The following is a 20,672-nucleotide window of genomic DNA, read 5'->3' on the forward strand; positions in this document are numbered from 1 at the left end:
TCTCAGTTCAATCCTTTATTCTTCTCTGGGAGTCGCTTTCCTGCGGCCGCCGAATATAAACCAGGCCATCAGCGCCAGGAATGCAAATGCAACCAGCATCCAGCCCACCAGCACCGGCGTACTTCCCTTCTTGCTGAACGTATCCCAGTAGCCCTTCAGATAAATGATGACTACGATAAACGGCATGATATAGGTCATATATCCTTTCAGTTTCGCCGGGAATTTCAGCCCTTCTCCCGTGTTTACTTCTTTCATGAAGTTCTTCCATCCCCATCCATAGCGGCTGGTACAGAACATCAGGTATACCATGGAGCCCAGGGGCAGAATGTTGCTGGATACCAGGAAATCTTCCAGATCCATAAGAGTAGTTCCCTCACCCAGAGGCGCCAGGCCGGATAATACATTGTATCCTAATACTGCCGGCATAGACAGAATAATTACCAGAACAATATTAATCAGAACCACTTTCTTTCGGGGCATTCCCCAGAGGTCGATACCAAAGGAGACAATGTTTTCAAATACGGCAATAACCGTAGACATGGCCGCAAAGGTCATAAACAGGAAGAACAGGGTTCCCCAGATTCTTCCTCCTGCCATTTCGTTAAAGATTTTGGGCAGTGTAATGAAGATTAAGGGCGGTCCGGAATCCGGCTGAATTCCATAGGAAAAGCAGGCGGGAATAATAATCATACCGGCCATCAGCGCAACAAAGGTATCCAGTACGCCAATCATCAGCGCTTCTCCGCCGATGGACCGCTTCTTTTCCAGATAGCTTCCGAAAATCGCCATAGATCCCATACCAATACTCAAAGTAAAGAATGCCTGGGACATGGCTCCGAAGACCACATTTCCCACTCCGTTCTCTACCATCTTTCCGAAATCAGGCACCAGGTAAAACTTCACCCCTTCGGAAGCTCCCGGCAGGATTACGGAATGTACTGCCAGTACCACAATCAGCGCCAGAAGAAGAAGCATCATAACTTTTGTAATCTTCTCCACGCCTTTTTGCACCCCGAGGGCACAAATCCCGAAAGAGAGCAGGACAATAATAACCATCCATAACGTCATTGTTCCCGGAGATGCCAGCATCTCATTAAATTTGTTCACAATTTCTTCTTCGTTCATACCCGCGCCGGCGAAATCGCCCCTTGCACACCGTACCATATAGTACAGCATCCATCCGGCCACCATGGTATAAAACATCATCAGAAGATAATTACCAATCATACCGAAGTATCCGAAATTATGCCATTTCGTCCCTTTCGGCTCCAGAACTTTAAATGAAGTCGCCACACTTTTCTGGCTTCCCCGTCCCACGGAAAATTCGCAGGTCATAATGGGCCATCCCAGAATTACCAGGAATACCAGATAAATCAGAATAAAAGCGGCTCCTCCATACTGCCCCGTCATATAAGGAAACTTCCATACATTTCCAAGTCCCACTGCACAGCCTGCAGATACCAGTATAAATCCAAGTCTTGTTCCAAATTTTTCCCGTTCGTTATTCATATTTGTCACCTTCCTTCCCCTCTGTGACTGTTTTTGTTACGTTCAGGCGACAGCATCCATGCCCACCTGCAGCGCTTTTTTATTTAATTCCAGAAACTTCGGTTTAATATTTGCTTCCAGAATCCGGTTCCAGTCAATCTGTTCTAATCCCATAGATTTTATAATCGTTCCCAGCAAGATGATATTGGCCGCTTTCTCATTGCCCAGCTCTGCAGCCAGTTTGGTGGCTCCCACTACTTTTGCCTTTACATGAGACTGGATTTCTTCCATTACATCGTCCGGATATTCTTCATCCCCGACGATTACGGACATAGACGGAATCTCTTCGTCGTTTACTACCAGGCGTCCGTCTTCCTTCAGATAGTCCAGGCTCCGAAGGGCTTCCATTTTCTCAAATGCCACGATAATATCTGCTTTGCCTTTTTCAATAACCGGAGAATATACTTTTTCTCCATATCTTACCTGGGAGGAAACACTGCCTCCCCTCTGGGACATTCCGTGAATTTCGCTCATCTTCACATCATATCCCGCTTCCATTAATCCGGTGGTTAAGATTTTGCTGGCCAGGATGGTTCCCTGTCCGCCCACGCCAACTAATAAAATGCTTTTTGTCATGACTTTACTCCTCCTTTACAATGGCATCCTGACGGCATACCTGCATACATACGTCGCAGCCTACGCACTGTGCCCCATGAATCAAAGCTTTTTTCTCCTTTTTATCAAAGGACAGAGCCGGACAGCCCACTTTCAGACATGCTTTGCAGCCGATACACTTCTCTTCTACAATTTTATTCTTTGTAGCGAACAGCTTCTCAAACTCATCTTTGTCCGCCTGGGAGAATTTCTTAAGAGCGCAGGGCCATCTGGTAATAATCACAGAAGGTTCATCCAGAGCCAGACACTTATCCAGTACCTCATCCACTTCTTTTAAGTGGTTGGGATTTACCACATACACATGTTTCACCCCAATGGCGCGAACCAGATCTTCAATCTTAATCAGCGTTGTTTCTTCGCCTTTGGCGGTAAAACCGGTGCCCGGATTTTCCTGATGTCCGGTCATTCCCGTAATCCGGTTATCCAGAATAATATTTACCGTATTGCTCTTATTATAGACCGTATTGATCAGAGAATTGATGCCTGTATGGAAGAAAGTGGAATCTCCCAGTACTGTAACCACTCTTCTGTCGCTTCCCGTTTCCTTAAAGGTTCTCTGGGCGCCGTGTCCGATGCTGAAGGAAGCTCCCATACAAACGGTGGAATCCATCGCCGTGTAGGGTTTTCCCGCCGCCAGTGTATAACATCCGATGTCTCCGCTGATCATAATGTTCTTTCTCTTACCCAGACGGTAGAACAGACCTCTGTGAGGACAGCCTGCACAGAAAGCCGGCGCTCTTCCGATTAGCTTGCTTCTGTCAAATTCAATGGTGTCTGCCTTCTTTCCTTCCACGCAGGCACGGATTACATCGGGAGTCAGCTCTCCATAGGAGGGGAACAGATCTTTTCCGATACAGGAGATTCCCTGCATTTTTACGAAATCCTCAATATACGGATCGTTCTCTTCCAGTATGTATACTTTATCCACTTTGCTGCAGAATTCCTGAATCATTTTTGCCGGCATAGGATTGGTAAATCCCAGTTTCAGATAAGAGGCGCTTTCTCCGAATACTTCCTTGGCATAATAATAGCAGATTCCGGAGGCGATTACGCCAATGGAGGTATTTCCCATTTCCACACGGTTATAGGGAGAGGTTTCGCTGTACTGTTCCAGCTTTTGCAGACGCTCTTCCAGTTTCACTCTCATGTTTCTGGCCATAGCCGGGAGGCACACATATTTAGCAGGATTTTTTGCCCAGGGTTTTACCTCCGGTTCTACCCTTTCTTTTGTCTCCACAATGGATTTGGAGTGACAGACACGGGTGGTCATTCGGAAAATCACCGGCGTATCGTATTCCTCGCTTAACTGATAAGCAGCTTTCAGCATATCGATACATTCCTGGCTGTCTGAAGGCTCAAACATGGCCAGCTTGGCTGCTTTCGCATAGTTTCTGTTATCCTGCTCATTCTGTGAAGAAAACATCCCCGGCTCGTCTGCCGTTACTATAACATTTCCTCCGTTTACTCCCATATAGGCCCAGGTAAACATGGGATCGGCAGCCACATTCATTCCCACATGTTTCATGGATACAATACTGCGGACTCCTGCAATAGCTGCCCCGATTGCGGATTCCATAGCCACCTTTTCGTTGGGCGCCCACTCTGCATAAATTTCATCATAAGTTGCCAGATTCTCCAGAATTTCTGTGCTGGGAGTTCCCGGATATGCGGAAGCATGGCGTACGCCTGCCTCATATGCCCCTCTGGCAACGGCTTCATCGCCTGTCATCAAACATTTCATTTGTCATTCCTCCTTTTTTACCCCGTTTCGTTTTTGTTTATTCCTTTTTCTGATTCACCATCTGCGCACATGCCATCAGAGAATAATACTTCTCCTCAAAAGAAGCGCTCCTGGAATTTAAGGCAATGGGACACTGGGCTCCCACTACGCACCCTGCCATTTTCGCATGGGCGAATTCCACCAGAGACTTCACCATAATATTTCCTGCTGCAATATCAGGAACCAGAAAAATATCGGTCTCTCCGCAGACGGGACTGTCATACTTTTTAATTGCTGCAGACTCTTTATTCACAGCCAGGTCCATAGAAATAGGGCCTTCTGCAATACATCGTCCCAGCTCCCCTGCCTGCGCCGCCTTTTTAATTTCCAAAGCGTCCACAGTTTCCTGCATTTTCGGATTCAATACCTCTACTGCACAAAGAGCAGAAACTTTGGGCTCTTCATATCCCATCCGGGTAAACATCTGAACTGCATTTTTTACAATTCCTTTTTTCTGCTCCAGGTTCGGATACAGGATCATTCCCCCGTCAGTTACTCCTGCCAGTCTCGGATAACTTTCCATGTCCAGCAGGGCAACATGAGAAATCAGATTTCCTGTCCCGATTCCGTATTCTTTGTTTAAAACACCTTTTAAAAGCGCCGATGTCTGTAAAAGTCCCTTTTGAATAAAATCTGCTTCTTCAGAGCGAATCAGCTCCATAGATTTCCGTACTGCCTGTTCTTCTTCCTGGCAGTCAATGATATGGCTGTCTTTTACCTCATGCCCGAGCCCTTTGGAAATCTCCTGAATTTCTGCAGCCTTTCCCAGAAGTATGTAATCCAGAATTCCTTCTTTATGGGCCTGAAAAATGGCTTCAAGGGTATGGGCGTCATGTGCGGCCACAACAGCTACTGTCGTTTTTTTACTTACGCCCACCTTTTCCTTCAGTTCCCTGAAATTATGTATCACCATGGCATCCCTCCTTTTGCTAATCTCTTCGTTCTTTTCACATAATTCTCATAATCCTCAAAATAAACTTAATAAATAAATATAATTTCCTAAAGTTCAAATTATGATAACTTTATTGTATTCTTTTCGATTTTATATGTCAATCAACTTTAGCTAATTTATATCGTGTAAACATTCAGTAAATTCCAGTTCTGTTTTTGTTTATTATGTATGTTTTCTCTTCTATTTTTTACTTTTTTATGTGCATTTTTCTTTCTCAAGGTAGCACTTTACTAGAACACAGCGGAGCGATTTTTATGTAATAGGAAATCCGATAGAATTTCCTATTACATAAAAAAGCCCCATCCCTTCGCTGTCTCAGCGATTGGGATGAGGCTTTGCATTTCCTTATACCTATCCTTAGATAACTCTTCTTACAGAAAGAATGGTACGATAAGCGGCATTATCACTTATCTTAATTCCACCCTGCGGATATGGAGCGCTGTTGGAAGCATGTACAATCTGTCCGTTTCCAAGATAGATAGCAATGTGGCTTCCGTAGCAGATTAAGTCTCCTGGCTGGGCGTCTGCATAAGATACTTCGGTTCCTGCGTACATCTGCTCTTCAGAAGTTCTCGGCAGACTCACACCAAAGTTTGCGTAAACACTCTGTACGAAACCAGAGCAGTCTGCTCCGTTTGTCAGGCTGGTTCCACCGTATACATAGGGATTACCTACGAACTGTGTTGCATAGTCTGCAACAGAAGATCCGGTTCCTGAATAAGAAGGAGTGCTGTCTGAGCTGCTGTCCTCTGTATCTGTAACGGTATTCTCTGAATCAATTACATTTCCATACTCATCATACTGTACGTCTTCGCTGCTGTCTTCGGAAGTATCTTCTGATTCTTCGGAGTCCTCATAGGAATCTTCTGTATCATCCTGAGAACTGCTGCTTCCTCCCGGAATAATCGGCTGTCCGTTTTCATCATAGATAACATCACCGTCTGCGTCAATGGCTTCGCCGTTTTCGTTGGTAATGATGTTTCCGTTTTCATCGTACTGTATATATTCATGATCATACGGATTATCGGATGTTTCTTCCTCCGTTGTCTCATCCGTAGTTTCCTCTGAAGATTCAGATTCTTCTGCTTCTTCCTGAGCGGCTGCTTCCGCTTCTGCGGCGGCTGCTGCTGCAGCGGCCTCAGCTTCTGCCTGACGTCTTGCTTCTTCTTCAGCGGCAATTCTCTCTGCTTCTAACTGTTCGATTTCTGCCTGCTGCTGCTGAATCAGAGCCACATACTCTTCTGCCTGCTGCTGTGCATAAGCGATTTCTTCGCTGTAATTGGCTGATACTGCCTGTTTTTCTTCAATCTGAGCCTGGAGATTTGCCTGCTGCTGTTCGTATTCTCCTTCCATCTCCACCATTTCAGATTTTTCATTTTCATACTGTGTTTTCAGATTTGTTACATTCTCCACAGTTTCTACGTATTTATCCAGATTCTGACGGTCGTAATCATACATCTTCTGTGTATATTCCGCTCTTTCCAGAAGCTGGGATAAACTTTCTCCGTTCAGCATCATCTGAAGCCAGGCATCATCTCCGCCCTTTTCATATAAATACTGAATTCTGAGTTTCATGGAATCATACTGCTGATCCCTTGCGTTTTCTGCTTTTGTTAAATCTTTCTGTGTCTGTTCAATATCGCTTGTTTTATTGGCAATATCCTGTTTTAACGCTTCAATATTAACGCATACATTTACTAAATTCTGATCCAGGGTACTGATTTCTGCCTCTAAGGCGTCTTTCTGAGACTGGAGAGAATCTAATGTGGCATATGTCTCGTTCAGCGCGTCATTTGTATAAGCCTGTTCTTCTCTCAATTCGTCTTCCCTTGATGCACTGACAGTTAAAACCTGCGAAGCGCTTATCAGAAGTGCCAATGTAACACACACAAGTCTTTTCTTCATCTCTTATCACCCTTCATAACTTTCTTTCCTATATGTAACATTTATGAAATACTTTCTTCATTTCTCCTACATATTAACATATTATTACGGGTGACGCAAGACCTTTTTCTTCATTTTTTAAAAACTTTGTAACATTTATATAGATTTATTAACAAACACATAAGAAACTTTTAGATTTCCAGGGCGATCTCCATCATTTTCTGGAATCCTGTCTGGCGTTTTTCTGCAGAAATAGCCTCTTCCCTATAAATATGATCCGAAATTGTTAAAATTCCGAGAGCTTTCTTACCTGCTCTGGCTGCATTCATATACAGACCGGCAACTTCCATTTCCGCGCAGAGAACTCCCATCTTTCTCCAGCCGTCGCTGGCTTTGGGATTGTCACTATAGAAAACGTCGGAAGAAACCACATTTCCTACTCTCACAGGGGTGCCCTGTCTGTCTGCTGCTGCCACTGCCCTGGAAAGCAGTTCATAGCTGGCAGTTGGCGCAAAGGTTCCCGGAAGCTGAAACTGGCTGGCATAATTGGAATCTGTGCAGGCTCCCATGGCGATTATGACATCCATCACATTGACATCATCCTGCAGAGCTCCGGCGGAGCCGATTCGGATAATTTCGTCCACATCGTAAAAATGATACAGTTCATAAGTATAAATTCCCACGGAAGGCATTCCCATACCGCCGCCCATAACGGAAACTTCTTTTCCCTTGTAAGTTCCCGTATAGCCCAGCATATTTCTTACCGTATTAAAGCACACTGGATTTTCCAGATAGGTTTCTGCAATATATTTCGCCCGCAGCGGATCTCCCGGCATTAAAACCTTTTTCGCAATGTCTCCTTTTTTCGCATTGTTATGTGGTGTTGGTACTCCCATAAAAATTCCTCCTTTATCCTATCTCTTATTTTTCTTTTAACACTTCCTGCAAAAAGCTGGTTCCTTCCAGTTTCTCAGGAATATCAAACAAATCCAGAACGGTTGCTCCAATATCTGCAAAGGTGGGGCGGGTGCCCAGATCCACCCCTGCCGAAATCCGATCTCCGTAAATCAGCATCGGGGTATATTCTCTGGAATGATCCGTGCTTGGCGTACCCGGATCGCAGCCGTGATCGGCTGTAATAATCAGAACGTCGTCTTCTCTCATCTTTTCCATAAACTGTCCCAGCTGAACATCAAACTCTGTGGCGGCGTTGGCATAACCGTCCACATTGTTTCTGTGCCCGTATACCATATCGAAATCCACCAGATTAACGAAACAAAGTCCGGTGAAGTCTTCTTCCATAATCTTCATGGTTTTTTCCATTCCATCCTGGTTATTCTCAATGGGCGTTGTCTTCTGAATATTCTTTCCTGCAAAAATATCATAGATTTTCCCCACCCCGATGGTATCATAGCCATAAGCCGTCAGATAATCCATCATAGTCGGCTTTGGAGGAACCAGAGAAAAGTCATGACGATGACGGGTTCTGGTATAATCAGGATAAGTTCCTATAAATGGTCTTGCAATTACGCGCCCCACCCCGTGTTTTCCGGTAAGTATCTCCCTTGCCTGCCGGCAGTACTGATATAACTCTTCCAGGGGTACCACCTCTTCATGGGCGGCAATCTGGAAAACACTGTCCGCGGAAGTATAGACAATTAAATCTCCTGTTTTTACATGTTCCTGCCCATACTCTTTAATCACTTCCGTTCCTGAATAGGGAAGATTACATAAAACGCCTCTGCCTGTGGCCTTACGAAACGGTTCCAGCACTTCTTCCGGGAATCCCTCCGGATAAGTAGGCAGCGGCTGGGGAGAAATCATACCTGCAATTTCCCAGTGCCCAATGGTGGTATCCTTTCCCATGGAAGTTTCCTTCATTCTGGCAAAAGAACCAATGGGAGCTTCTTCTTTCGGCGCGCAGTCTACTCCTTCAATATTAAACAGTCCCAGTTTCTTCATATTAGGAGTATCATATTTTTCTGATTGAACAATCGTTCCAAGGGTATTGCTTCCTTCATCGTGAAACAGATTTGCATCCGGCAGTTCTCCGATTCCATAACTGTCCAGTACAATTACAAATACTCTTTTAGCCTTCATAGTACGCCTCCTATCTGTTTAATATAAGTATTATAGCAGTTTTTTCATACAACGGCTATAGTTTTCCACATAAGAAAAACCTCTGTTCCAATTCATCAGAATCTTCACAGAGGTTTTTTTCTTTTAATTTTCGTTAAACAAGTCTGCCAGAATTTCATCGGCTGTCATACTTGTGTAGCCGTCCGGGTCAGAAAGTACGTTGCTGCTCCAGTGCATAATGTTGGAACCGTTAATGTACTGTACGGTGGACTGGCTTCCCAGTCCGAACTTGCTTACTGCTCCGGGGGCCAGTTTCTTCATATATTTCTTAGCCAGCACAATGGCTTCACTGGAATAACTTCCGCTCGGTGTCGGTGTTCCTGCAATCTGCACACAGGGCGGGGTAGAATGAACAATTACAAGACTTCCGTCATCACACTGTCCCAGAACCAGGAATGCATGTCCCGGTTTGCTTCCCACATCCCCGGCAAAGAACTGTCCCTTATAATTATTCTGTTTTAATGTACTTTGTGTTCTCAGTACGCCCCATCCGCGGCTTGCAAAGGTACTTGCCTGGCTGCTTGCATCGGATGCGTACAGATAGTTCAGTCCTGACTGGGTATGCATAACATTATAAGTAGCCCATCCCACAAATCCGGAACAGTCCAGTCCTCTGGAACGTCCTGAAGTGGACAAGTCATAGTCATGTTCATAACCGCTGCCGCATTGATCATAGAACTGTTTCCATTTGGGATACAGCCCCTTATAGTTTCCGGTGGGTTCCGCCCAGCCGCCGCCCCAGACGTACATGGTATTTCCCACAGGCATCAGGGCATTTAATAAGTAGTTCTTTATGGTTCTGGCTGAACTTGGGGCTGTCAGATTCGCCTCATTTCCATCCTGTACCAGAACTCCGTTGGAATCAAAATAATAGGTCTTATCGTCTATCTTAACAGTGCCTGTCATGGCTCTTCCCATGTTTTCCGGATCCAGATAGTACTGGTTTCCGCTGGCATCCTTAAACCATCCGGTAACAAGACTTCCTTTATTATCCGGATCAAAGTACCGTTTGCCGTCGCTGGCTTTTACCCAGCCGGTATATACGACTCCGGTAGATTTGTTGAAGTATCTCCACTCGTCTCCGCCTTTAATCCATCCGGTGTACATCAGTCCCGATGTTTTATTAAAGTATCTGGTTCCCAGGCCAAAGGTATTCCAGCCGGTATACAGAACTCCGGTGGTGGGGTGGAAATATCGCTTGCCTCCGTTTCCGTCGCCGACCCATTCCGTATACATATAACCGGTGCTCTTATTAAAATAGCGCTTGCCCATTCCGAAAGTATTCCAGCCTTTCGCCATCACTCCCGTATCCGGGAAGAAGTAACGCTTCTGTCCGTTTGCTGTAATCCATCCGGTAGCCATTCTACCATACATATAAGGTTTCGCGCTGCTTTTACTGAAATAGCGCAAATTGGTTCCGTCAGAAACCCATCCGGTGTACATCACACCTGATGTCTTATTAAAATAATATTTATAGGAATTGCCGTCCACATTCAGGGTCAGCCATCCTTTATGGTAGGATCCGTCTTTCTCCACATAATAGGTCTGGTTTCCTACCTTCTTAAACCCTTCGGTCTGTCCTGCAGCCTTTACCGGCACTGCTGTAAAATGAAGCGTAAATAAAACTGCAAAGACAATTCCCACAAACAAAGCCCCCAACAGTTTCCAGTTTCTCGACGCTTTTTCCATAAATACTCTTCCTTTTCCCATTTTTTAAAATGTTTTTAAATTTATATCCTTTTCTTTACATTTTTTACAATCTTGTTACGATTTTGTGTTTTTATTATATCTCCAAATCTATTTTCGTGTCAATATAAAAAAAGGATAAAGTATCCAAAAATACTTTACCCTTTTTGTTATCTTCTACAACATATGTTTTCTCAGGTATGCTCCGTCTTTCTCGCTTAAATATCCGGGAGCCACATCAAAAACGGTCTTACAGCCTGTCTGTCCTTCTTTTGCCATACGGTAAGCGGCTCTTGCATAAGCCACAAGGACGGAAGAAGTAAATTCCGGATTGGAATCCAGTTTCAGGCTGTATTCCACCACGTGGGTATTTTCTTTCTCCCAGCCTGTCTGTCCGCTGCGGATAACGAAACCGCCGTGTGGAATCCTGCTGTGATCCCGTTTCATCTCTTCTTCTGTAATAAAATGTACCGTAGTATCATACTCGTCAAAATAGTTTGGCATGGTCTTAATTTCTTCTTCAATTCTGGCAAGATCTGCGCCTTCCTCTGCCACAACGAAGCATTCTCTGGTGTGTTTCTGTCTTGTAGTCAGTTCCGGATTCTTTCCGCTTCTGACTTCTTCCAGCGCTTCTTCCACAGGAATGGTATACTGTCTGCCGTCCTTAACGCCTTCTACCCTGCGGATAGCATCGGAATGTCCCTGGCTGACTCCTTTTCCCCAGAAGGTGTAGGTAGATCCTTCCGGAAGAATGGACTCCGCATACAGACGGTTTAAGGAAAACATTCCCGGATCCCAGCCTACGGAAATAATTCCCACATGGCCGGATGCCTTACATGCCTGATCCACAGCCTCAAAATGCTCCGGAATCTTCGCATGGGTATCGAAGCTGTCAATCACATGGAAATACTGAGCCATTTCCGGTGTCTGCTTCGGTAAATCAGTAGCGCTTCCTCCGCAGATAATCAGCACATCGATCTGATCTTTCATATTTTGTACTTCGCTGACCGGATAAACTTTTGCCGTATCCGTTAAAATAGAAACTGTTTTCGGATCTCTTCTGGTAAATACGGCTGCCAGTTCCATATCAGAATTATGCTTGACAGCACATTCCACACCTCTTCCTAAATTTCCGTAACCCAGAATACCAATTCTAATACTCATCTTATACCTCCTGATTTTTCTTTTTTCTTCTATATTCAGGCTGCCCCGAATCATCTATATACAGCAGACGGTTCCTCCGCCGCAGATGTTGCAGACTGCACTTGCACAGCACATCCTCATACACCAGTCGCCTCCGTCTACCTGCATTCCGCCATAAGTTCTCTGCATATCTCCATACCACCGGCCCCCCTGCTGCATCCGCTGAAGGAGCATCTGATACTGCATATTATCAGGTTCCAGCCGGACTGCTTCCTGAATATGACTCAGTGCGTCCAGGTTGTTGCCAAGTCCCATACTGGCCATAGAACACAAATAATGCCACTGGCCGTTGTGAAGAGAAATCCCGGAAAGAACATTCATAGCTTCCTGATAGTATCCCTGCTGAATGTAATTGGCCGCCGCCTGCATATGCAGTTCCTCTTCACCGGCAGAATTCTGAGCGGTTCTCTGCTGATAATTTCCCTGAAATCCGCCAAAACCGCCGAAGCCGCCATAGTCATATCCACCGGCGCCTCCGTACTCTCTTTCCTTCATAATCTGCTCATATGCCTGCTGCACTTCTTTAAACTTTTCCTCGGCCTGCTCTTTATTGGGATTATTAATGTTGGCGTCCGGGTGATACTTACGGCTGAGTTTCCGGTAGGCTTTCTTGATTTCCTCTTCCGAGGCATCTCTGGAGACGCCTAAAACACTATATGGATCTATCATGGTTCTTCTCCTGTCCTTCTTTCCTTTTCCTGACCTCCACATACCGGCACCACACGCCGGAATACAGAATATTCCTGATTATATCCGCATATTTCAGAACCGGAAGAATTTCAAACTCCCTGGAACAGGCAGCCATCATCATCGTTAAAATTTCCCGTATTCTTTCATCAAAATCCTCTTGCTTCTGCAGTTGGGCCAGAGGATTATAGTTTCCCCGGCGGGCGTCCTCCTCCAGATCCTCATAAGCGTCAATTAAATAAATAAATTTTCCCAGGTAGAATCCCGTTTTCCGCAGAGTTTCTTCCCATACATCCTCCCGGTATGCGAAAATCTCCGCCATAATCTTTCCGAAATACCCGGCCATTTTATCAATATTCTTTTCTCCTGCCTCCTCTGCCGCAGAAAGCTCCCTCAGCAGAGAAACAATCGTCTTTATTTTCTTCCTGTATTTATAAGAAAGCTTTTTATCCCTGCCCAGGAGAAGTTTGGCATACAGGTAACGCAGAAGTTTCTTCTCGTCTTTCCAGTCATCCAGACATTTATAATAAGTAAGAATCAACGTCATATCAGCCGCATATTCCGTACATTCATTTACATACAGCGTCTGCTTCTGCAGAGGATGGACGATACACCGGCACTTCCCTTTCCTGGTTCCCGGCTCATAAAGCCCTGAGAGCAGAATCGTCAGGAAGGTAAGATCATAACTGAGGGCCATCTGACCGCTGATTCCGTATTTTTCTTTCAGAATCTGGCACAGGCCACAGTAAAAAGCACGATATTCTTCAAATTCCCGACATTTTAATTCCGGTTTATTAATCACCACATATCCGAACATCTTAACTCCTCTTTATAAAGGTTCCCTGGCATTTGGGACAGCAGATTTCGATCTTTCCCTTCCCTTTTGGAATGCGGATTTTCTGACCGCAGGACGGACATTTATAAATATGATACACTTTCCTTTGTTCCGCCATATATTTCTCTTTCTGAAACCACCGGCGCACTCCTGCCGTTTTATTTAAAAAGATCTGGTTTTCCGCGGCTCTCCTGGATATGTTTCTGGAGAACATCCGGAAATAACTGTACGCCAGCAGTAAAAATGCCAACAGTGTCAGCCAGTCTCTGCGCCAGAACATGGAAATAAGAATCACCACAATTGCTGCTCCCAACAGAAACTTATTGAAAGAATCTGTCCCGTATCTCCCCTGCATAAATCTGTAAAACTTATCTTTCATACTCATCCTGTCCTTTTCTTATTTCACTTCTTCTGTAATATTTATCTTGTATCATATTCCGTTTTTAAGAGGTTGTAAAGCTTTTTTTGCCGGAAATTCTATAACCGGTTAAATTCTGCTGCAATGGCAAGTCCTTCGGGGGACGCTGCGATTCCCCCCATAGCCGTCTCCCTGAAATCGCTGGGCAGGCGTTTTCCTACCCGGTACATGGCCTCAATCACCTGATCGGCCGGGATAATACTGTCCTGTCCTGCCAGGGCCAGATCTGCACTTAAAAGAGCGTTCATGCTCTGGCTGGCATTTCGGAAGGAGCAGGGAACCTGTACCAGTCCCGCCACCGGATCACAGATCAGGCCCATGCAGTTTATCAGCGCTATAGCAAGGGCGCTTGCGCACTGCTCTTTCGTTCCTCCATATAAATAAACGCATCCTGCCGCCGAGATAGCCGCTGCCACGCCGCATTCTGCCTGACATCCGCCTTCTGCCCCGCTGACGGTGGCGTTTTTGGTAATAATCGTTCCGAAACCCGCTGTCACCAGCAGCGCGTCCAGAATTTCTTTCTCCTCTGCCTGTTTTTTTCTGGCGGCATAACCGATAACTGCCGGAAGAATTCCACAGGCTCCCGCTGTAGGGGCCGCGCAGATTTTTCCCATAGATGCGTTCTGTTCGCTGGCAGAAAGAGCCGCCGCCATCATTTCATTTAATCCCTCTCCCAGAAGGGAACCTTCCTTTTTGCTGAATGTATACTGCCTGCTGCTCTGACCCCGGATTAAAGGAGGCTGCATCTGCAAAGGCTGTTCCAGGGCGCGGCCGGAACTGTCTTCCATTACGCTCCAGTGTGCCCGCAGACGATCATAGATTTCTTCTTCTGTCTGATCGTTTAACTCCATTTCATTTTCCAGTATGATTTTATGAAGAGGCAGATTTCTTTCTTCTGCATCTTTTAACAACTGCTCTATATCTGTATACATAGACTCCTCCTTTCTCTATTGTTCCGGATTGATTATCGTCACAGCCAGTATATTCGCCTGCCGCTTTAGCTGCTCTTCCACTTCCGGCGGAATCTCCTGATCCATCTCAATCACTGTGCTGGCCACCTTGCCCTTTTCCTGCCTGGTCAGCTGCATGATACCGATATTTAGTCCCTGTTTCACCAGAACACCGGAGATTTCATTAATCACACCTTTCACATCCCTCTGCTGGATAAGCAAAGTGGGACGTTCCGCGGTGATTCCTGCCTGCATTCCGTCAATCTTATGAATCAGAATCCGGCCGCCCCCGATACTGCTGCCGATAATGACTCTCTTTTTTCCGTCTTCATAGAAAAAGGTAAGACGAACCGTATTCTCATGATAACCGGAAAGATCCGCTTTCTGAAACTCATAACAAAACTGATCTCTTTTAGCAATGGCAAACGCCTCCCGGATTCTCTCATCGTCTTCCCGGATTCCCATGGCTCCCGCCAGCAGCGCCTTATCCGTTCCATGCCCTTTTCCTGTTTTCTCAAAAGAACCGTGAAGTTCAAAGAGAACTTTTACAAACCCCTCGCCTGCAATTTTGGCTGCAATTCTCGCCAGTTTCGCCGCCCCGGCCGTATGGGAGCTGGACGGTCCAATCATAACAGGCCCTAAAACATCAAAAATGCTAATATCCATAAGAAACTCCTCTTCTCTGAAATTTTCAGCGCCTTATTCTATTCTTTCCCAATTATCTTAACATGAATCCGCCTGATTGACAATTTTTTCATAACAAAAGACGCCCGGAGCTTTATGCTCCGAAGCGCCCTTGCTTTCCCATTTATTAAATTCTGGTCAATACGAAAATATCATAAATTGCCTTTACAGCAGCTTCAAATTCTCTGTTTTCCACACCGATGATGATGTTCAGTTCACTGGAGCCCTGATCAATCATTTTTACATTTACGTTGGCATGAGCCAGAGCAGAGAAAATACGGCCTGCAGTTCCCCGTGTGGATTTCATTCCCCGTCCTACTACGGCAATTAACGCCAGATCCGATTCCATTTCAATAAAGTCCGGTGCCACAGCCCGGTGGATTCCTGCCACTACCTGCTGCTCCTTGGCTTCAAATTCATCCTGGTGAACGTATACAGTCATGGTATCAATTCCGGAGGGAACGTGTTCGAAGCTGATTCCCTGATCCTCGAATACCTGAAGAACCTTTCTGCCGAATCCAATCTCACTGTTCATCATGGATTTTTCAATATTAATTGAGCAGAAACCTTTCTTTCCTGCAATTCCTGTGATTGTATATTTTGGTTTTTTGCAGGTGCTCTCAACAATAAAGGTTCCCGGCGCATCCGGATCGTTGGTATTGCGGATATTAATGGGGATCCCTTCTTTTCTTACAGGGAAGATAGCTTCTTCATGAAGTACCGTAGCTCCCATATAAGATAATTCCCGAAGTTCCCGGTAAGTAATTGTCTCAATAACAGCCGGATCATCTACAATGTGGGGATCGGTCACTAAGAATCCGGATACGTCTGTCCAGTTTTCATATACGTCCGCCTTTATGGCTTTTGCCACTAAGGAGCCGGTAACGTCAGAACCGCCTCTTGAGAATGTGCAGATGGTTCCGTCTTCTTTGGCTCCGTAAAATCCGGGAACGACTGCTTTTTCATTTTTGGAAAGAGCCTTTCCCAGAAGGCGATCCGTCTTCTCCGGATCAAATACACCGTTTTTGTCAAAGCGAATAACCGTTGCTGCATCAATAAAGGTATAACCCAGATATTCCGCCATGATAATTCCGTTCAGGTATTCTCCCCGGGATGCGGCGTAATCCCTGCCTGCCTGTTCTTTGAACTTCTCTTCAATCACCTGAAATTCTTCTTCCAGTGACAGATTCAGTCCCAGTCCCTGAATGATCTCGTAATACCGCTCTTTAATCTCTTTCAGGTTCCCGGAGAAATCCTTTCCCTCCGCTGCCTTTCCATAGCATCCGTATAAGAGATCGGTTACTTTCGTATCTCTGGAATTTCTCTTTCCCGGCGCGGAAGGTACCACATAACATCTGCTCTCATCGCTGCGGATAATGTTTCCCACTTTCTTAAACTGTTCCGCGCTGGCCAGAGAGCTGCCTCCGAATTTCACTACTTTTCTCATCTTTATCTCCTCGTTTCTCTTTTTTTACAACGATTTTCATAAATATGTTTTTTATTTTATAATGAAATCCGTACCTATTTCAAGTATTTTCTCATATTTTCCGGTATTTCCTCAGGCTTCTCCGTATCCATTGGGATTTTTGCTCTGCCATCTCCAGGAATCCTGGCACATTTCTTCAATTCCATACTCTGCTTCCCAGCCAAGCTCTTCTTTTGCCTTTGTGGGATCGCAGTAGCAGGAAGCAATATCTCCGGCTCTTCTTGGCTTAATCTGATACTTCAGAGGATGGCCGCAGGCCTTTTCGAAGGCATGGATCACCTGAAGTACACTGTATCCGTTACCGGTTCCCAGATTATAAATGCTGACGCCCTCTTTATCTTTCAGTTTTTCAATGGCTTTTACATGACCTTTTGCCAGGTCAACCACATGGATATAGTCTCTGACTCCTGTGCCGTCGGGAGTGTCATAATCATCGCCGAAGACCCCTACGCATTCCAGTTTTCCGATAGCTACCTGTGCCACGTACGGAAGCAGATTGTTGGGAATTCCTTTGGGATCTTCTCCCAGAAGACCGCTTTTGTGTGCTCCGATAGGATTAAAGTAACGAAGAAGAATCACATTCCACTGGAGATCGGATTTCTGAATATCTGTCAGAATCTGTTCCAGCATCCATTTTGTCCATCCATAAGGATTGGTGCAGGTTCCCTTGGGACAGTCCTCTGTAATGGGTACAAAGGCCGGATCTCCGTAAACAGTAGCGGAAGAACTGAAGATAATATTCTTCACCTGATGCTCCTTCATCACCTGGCAGAGATTTAAGGTACCTGCCAGATTATTCTCATAATATTCCATGGGCTTTGCCACAGATTCGCCCACTGCCTTCAGTCCGGCGAAATGGATAACCGCGTCCACCTTTTCCTGGTCAAAGATGTTTCCCATTGCCTCTTTATCACGAATATCTGCTTCATAAAATACTACGCTTTTTCCTGTAATCTGCTGAACTCTTTCCACAGCTTTGGGGCTTGCGTTATACAGATTATCCACAATTACCACTTCGTATCCCGCATTTAAAAGTTCCACACAGGTGTGGCTTCCGATATATCCGGCTCCTCCGGTAACTAAAATTCTCATGGTAAGACTCCTCCTTTTCTTCTTTTACAGTTTCTCTATAAACCGCATAAATGCCTCTCTTCCCTCAGGAGTGCATTTATAAACACCCGCATCTTCCAGTACATGGACGAAAACCTGTCCGATTTCTTCTTTCAATATATCCATCACATTTTCCCTGTTTATGTCCGGATACTTGGGAATGAAGGTTTCCACCCAGGCTGCGTGTTTCTGTATCCGCTCGTCTTCATTCATATCCTTCTTATCCAGTATGGCCTGGGCTAACAGCTCCATCTCCCCTTTCAGTCTGGCCGGAAGGACTGCCAGTCCCATCACCTCTATCAGACCGATATTTTCCTTTTTAATATTATGGTACTGGGCATGGGGATGATATACGCCCAGAGGGTATTTTTCTGTGGTAATATTATTTCTCAGGGCCAGATCCAACTGGAAATACTCCCCTTTCTTCCGGGCAATGGGAGTAATGGTATTGTGCGGCTCCCCGTCCGTCTGGGCAAACAGGAAGGCATCCGGATCGGAGTAGGATCTCCAGGTTTTCAGAATATGATCCGCCAGATCAATCAGCCGGTCTTCCTCCTTGCTTTCTATTCTTATGACAGAGAGAGGCCAGTTTAAAATCCCCGCCTTTACATCCTCAAATCCGGGAATCTGAAATTCCTTTTCTATTGGAGCCATAGCCATGGCAAAGGTGTAGTTTCCCCCCTGGTAGTGATCATGGGTTAAAATGGAGCCTCCCACAATGGGCAGATCCGCATTGGAACCGATAAAATAATGGGGCAGAAACTTCAGGAAATCCAGAAGTTTAACAAAGGTATTCCTGTCAATCTTCATGGGTACATGCTCGCCGCAGAACACAATACAGTGTTCATTATAATACACATAGGGAGAATATTGGAATCCCCATTTCTTTTCCTGGATAGTAAGAGGAATGACTCTGTGGTTCTGGCGGGCGGGATGGTTCATTCTGCCTGCGTATCCCACATTTTCTTTACACAAAAGACATTTGGGATACCCGGACTGAGCCATTTTCTTGGCCGCTGCAATGTCTTTGGGATCTTTTTCCGGTTTGGATAAATTGATGGAAATATCAATTTTCCCATAGGGACTGTCTACCTGCCAGCGAACGTCTTTTTTAATCCGGTATCTGCGGATATAATCGGAATCCTGGCTGAGTTTGTAAAAATAGTCGGTGGCTTTTTTCGGGCTTTCCTGGTAAAGCCGGTAAAACTTCTCTGTTACCACACTGGGCGGCTCCACCAGACATCCCATTAATTTGGTATCAAATAAATCCCTGGCTGTAATACTTCCGGCATCAATCAGCCCTTTTTCTCCTGCCAGTTCCAGAAGCTCTCCCAGAATCTCCTCCAGGGAATCTGTCTCCTCCAGAACTTCTTCCTCTTCATAGGAGTCTTCCTGAAGGACCTCCAGAATCCGGTTGGTCACATAGATCCGGTCTTCCTCATTTACCAGACCTGTACGAATTCCATATTCCACAAGTTTTGTGACTGCTTTTCCTGCCATCTGACTCCCTCCTTTACTCCTCAATCCTATAAGCTCCCGCTCCGATGTCTACCACATAGAAATCTGCCGGGTACCCGATTTTCTCTTCATATGCCTTGCCCACACTGGCAATAAAGTTATCTACTGCGTCATTTTTCACAATGCTGACGGTACAGCCCCCGAATCCGGCTCCGGTCATGCGGGAACCGATAACGCCTTCACATTTCCAGGCTTCTTCCACCAGGGTGTCCAGTTCCACTCCTGTCACCTCATAGTCATCCCGCAGAGAAACATGGGATTCATTCATCAGTCTGCCGAAAAGTTCGATTTCATTTTTGTTCAGCGCCTCCACTGCCTGCAGGGTTCTCTGATTTTCCAGAACGGCATGTCTTGCTCTTTGCACGCAGATGGGACGTCTGATAGCTCCTTTTACCTGTTCAAAGGTTTCTTCCGTCAGTTCTCCCAGGTTTTTAATGGGCATAACCTTCTGAATATCTTTTAACGCCTCTTCACATTCGCTGCGCCGTTCATTATATTTGGAATCTCCCAGTCCTCTTTTCTTGTTGCTGCAGGCAATCAGTACCTTGGCGTCTGTAAGCTGCACCGGTACATACTGATAGGATAAATCTGCCGTATCCAGGAAAATCGCATGGCCTTCTTTTCCCATGGCGCAGGCAAACTGATCCATAATTCCACAATTAACGCCGTTGTAACGGTTTTCCGCATACTGTCCCCAAAGAGCAATGTCCGTCATGGTTACCTGGTCAAATCCGAACATGGTTTTCAGCATCAGCCCTGTTGCCACTTCCAGGGAAGCAGAAGAGGACAGTCCGGAACCATTGGGAATATTTCCGTATACTAAAACATCCATCCCATAATTGATTTCAAATCCTTTCTGCTGAAACGCCCATATGACTCCTTTGGGATAATTGGTCCAGCGATCTTCCTTTTTCCAGGTCAGTTCGTCCAGACTGGTAACAAATACCCCTGCTTTCTCAAAATTCACAGAGAAAAAACGAAGAGTTCTGTCTTCTCTCTTTCTGGCCAGCATGTAAGTTCCGATAGTCAGGGCACAGGGAAATACATGACCGCCGTTATAATCGGTATGCTCCCCAATCAGATTCACTCTTCCCGGTGAAAAGATACATTCCACCTGACCGTCGCCATAGTACTCTTTGAATTTCTGTTTTAATTCCTGCAGCATAGCAAACTCCTT

Annotated in this window: 18 protein-coding genes; all 18 read right to left on the reverse strand. The window is 45.4% G+C overall.

All coding sequences use genetic code 11. From position 1 onward, the window contains the following. Positions 1 to 15 precede the first annotated feature (15 nt). The gene (locus tag B5F53_RS16575) at positions 16 to 1,509 is read right to left on the reverse strand and encodes a sodium-dependent transporter (RefSeq protein ID WP_087225736.1); all 1,494 of its coding nucleotides are present in this window, start codon (positions 1,507 to 1,509) and stop codon (positions 16 to 18) included. Between the two features lie 42 nt (positions 1,510 to 1,551). Then, positions 1,552 to 2,124 carry an indolepyruvate oxidoreductase subunit beta gene (locus tag B5F53_RS16580; protein ID WP_087225739.1) on the reverse strand — a complete coding sequence of 191 codons (573 nt, stop codon included), beginning with the start codon at positions 2,122 to 2,124 and terminating at the stop codon, positions 1,552 to 1,554. A gap of 4 nt (positions 2,125 to 2,128) precedes the next feature. Next, positions 2,129 to 3,904, reverse strand: a complete 1,776-nt coding sequence (gene iorA, locus B5F53_RS16585) for an indolepyruvate ferredoxin oxidoreductase subunit alpha (protein WP_087225742.1) — start codon at positions 3,902 to 3,904, stop codon at positions 2,129 to 2,131. A 37-nt stretch (positions 3,905 to 3,941) separates the two neighbouring features. Next, positions 3,942 to 4,856 (reverse strand): phosphate acyltransferase, encoded by a 915-nt coding sequence (locus tag B5F53_RS16590; RefSeq protein ID WP_087225745.1) that lies wholly within the window; start codon positions 4,854 to 4,856, stop codon positions 3,942 to 3,944. A 396-nt stretch (positions 4,857 to 5,252) separates the two neighbouring features. Continuing rightward, on the reverse strand, positions 5,253 to 6,800 hold the full coding sequence (locus B5F53_RS16595; protein ID WP_087225748.1) for a C40 family peptidase: 1,548 nt from the start codon (positions 6,798 to 6,800) through the stop codon (positions 5,253 to 5,255). Positions 6,801 to 6,970: 170 nt separating this feature from the next. Further along, on the reverse strand, positions 6,971 to 7,675 hold the full coding sequence (gene deoD, locus B5F53_RS16600) for a purine-nucleoside phosphorylase (protein WP_087225751.1): 705 nt from the start codon (positions 7,673 to 7,675) through the stop codon (positions 6,971 to 6,973). Between the two features lie 25 nt (positions 7,676 to 7,700). Next, on the reverse strand, positions 7,701 to 8,879 hold the full coding sequence (locus tag B5F53_RS16605; protein WP_087225754.1) for a phosphopentomutase: 1,179 nt from the start codon (positions 8,877 to 8,879) through the stop codon (positions 7,701 to 7,703). Between the two features lie 123 nt (positions 8,880 to 9,002). Further along, complete coding sequence (locus tag B5F53_RS16610) at positions 9,003 to 10,607, reverse strand: N-acetylmuramoyl-L-alanine amidase family protein (RefSeq protein ID WP_087225757.1); 1,605 nt, start codon at positions 10,605 to 10,607, stop codon at positions 9,003 to 9,005. Positions 10,608 to 10,781: 174 nt separating this feature from the next. After that, complete coding sequence (locus B5F53_RS16615) at positions 10,782 to 11,768, reverse strand: diaminopimelate dehydrogenase (RefSeq protein WP_087225842.1); 987 nt, start codon at positions 11,766 to 11,768, stop codon at positions 10,782 to 10,784. Between the two features lie 54 nt (positions 11,769 to 11,822). Further along, a complete protein-coding gene (locus B5F53_RS16620) occupies positions 11,823 to 12,476 on the reverse strand; it encodes a J domain-containing protein (RefSeq protein WP_087225760.1) in 654 nt (217 codons plus the stop codon). Beyond that, entirely contained in the window at positions 12,460 to 13,311 is an 852-nt protein-coding gene (locus tag B5F53_RS16625; protein WP_087225763.1) for a DUF5685 family protein, read from the reverse strand. The genes B5F53_RS16620 and B5F53_RS16625 overlap by 17 nt, the downstream gene beginning before the upstream one ends. A gap of 1 nt (position 13,312) precedes the next feature. Continuing rightward, on the reverse strand, positions 13,313 to 13,708 hold the full coding sequence (locus B5F53_RS16630; RefSeq protein WP_087225845.1) for a hypothetical protein: 396 nt from the start codon (positions 13,706 to 13,708) through the stop codon (positions 13,313 to 13,315). A 98-nt stretch (positions 13,709 to 13,806) separates the two neighbouring features. Beyond that, a complete protein-coding gene (sdaAA, locus tag B5F53_RS16635) occupies positions 13,807 to 14,679 on the reverse strand; it encodes an L-serine ammonia-lyase, iron-sulfur-dependent, subunit alpha (RefSeq protein WP_087225767.1) in 873 nt (290 codons plus the stop codon). A 15-nt stretch (positions 14,680 to 14,694) separates the two neighbouring features. Then, positions 14,695 to 15,363, reverse strand: a complete 669-nt coding sequence (gene sdaAB, locus B5F53_RS16640; RefSeq protein WP_087225770.1) for an L-serine ammonia-lyase, iron-sulfur-dependent subunit beta — start codon at positions 15,361 to 15,363, stop codon at positions 14,695 to 14,697. A 145-nt stretch (positions 15,364 to 15,508) separates the two neighbouring features. After that, positions 15,509 to 16,828, reverse strand: a complete 1,320-nt coding sequence (locus B5F53_RS16645; protein WP_087225773.1) for an aspartate kinase — start codon at positions 16,826 to 16,828, stop codon at positions 15,509 to 15,511. Between the two features lie 111 nt (positions 16,829 to 16,939). After that, positions 16,940 to 17,959 (reverse strand): UDP-glucose 4-epimerase GalE, encoded by a 1,020-nt coding sequence (gene galE / locus B5F53_RS16650; RefSeq protein ID WP_087225776.1) that lies wholly within the window; start codon positions 17,957 to 17,959, stop codon positions 16,940 to 16,942. Positions 17,960 to 17,983: 24 nt separating this feature from the next. Then, a complete protein-coding gene (gene galT, locus B5F53_RS16655; protein ID WP_087225779.1) occupies positions 17,984 to 19,477 on the reverse strand; it encodes a UDP-glucose--hexose-1-phosphate uridylyltransferase in 1,494 nt (497 codons plus the stop codon). A gap of 13 nt (positions 19,478 to 19,490) precedes the next feature. Next, positions 19,491 to 20,660 (reverse strand): galactokinase, encoded by a 1,170-nt coding sequence (locus B5F53_RS16660; RefSeq protein WP_087225782.1) that lies wholly within the window; start codon positions 20,658 to 20,660, stop codon positions 19,491 to 19,493. Positions 20,661 to 20,672 lie beyond the last annotated feature (12 nt).

Source organism: Blautia sp. An249 (genome assembly GCF_002159835.1).
Classification (GTDB): Bacteria; Bacillota; Clostridia; order Lachnospirales; family Lachnospiraceae; genus Blautia_A; species Blautia_A avistercoris.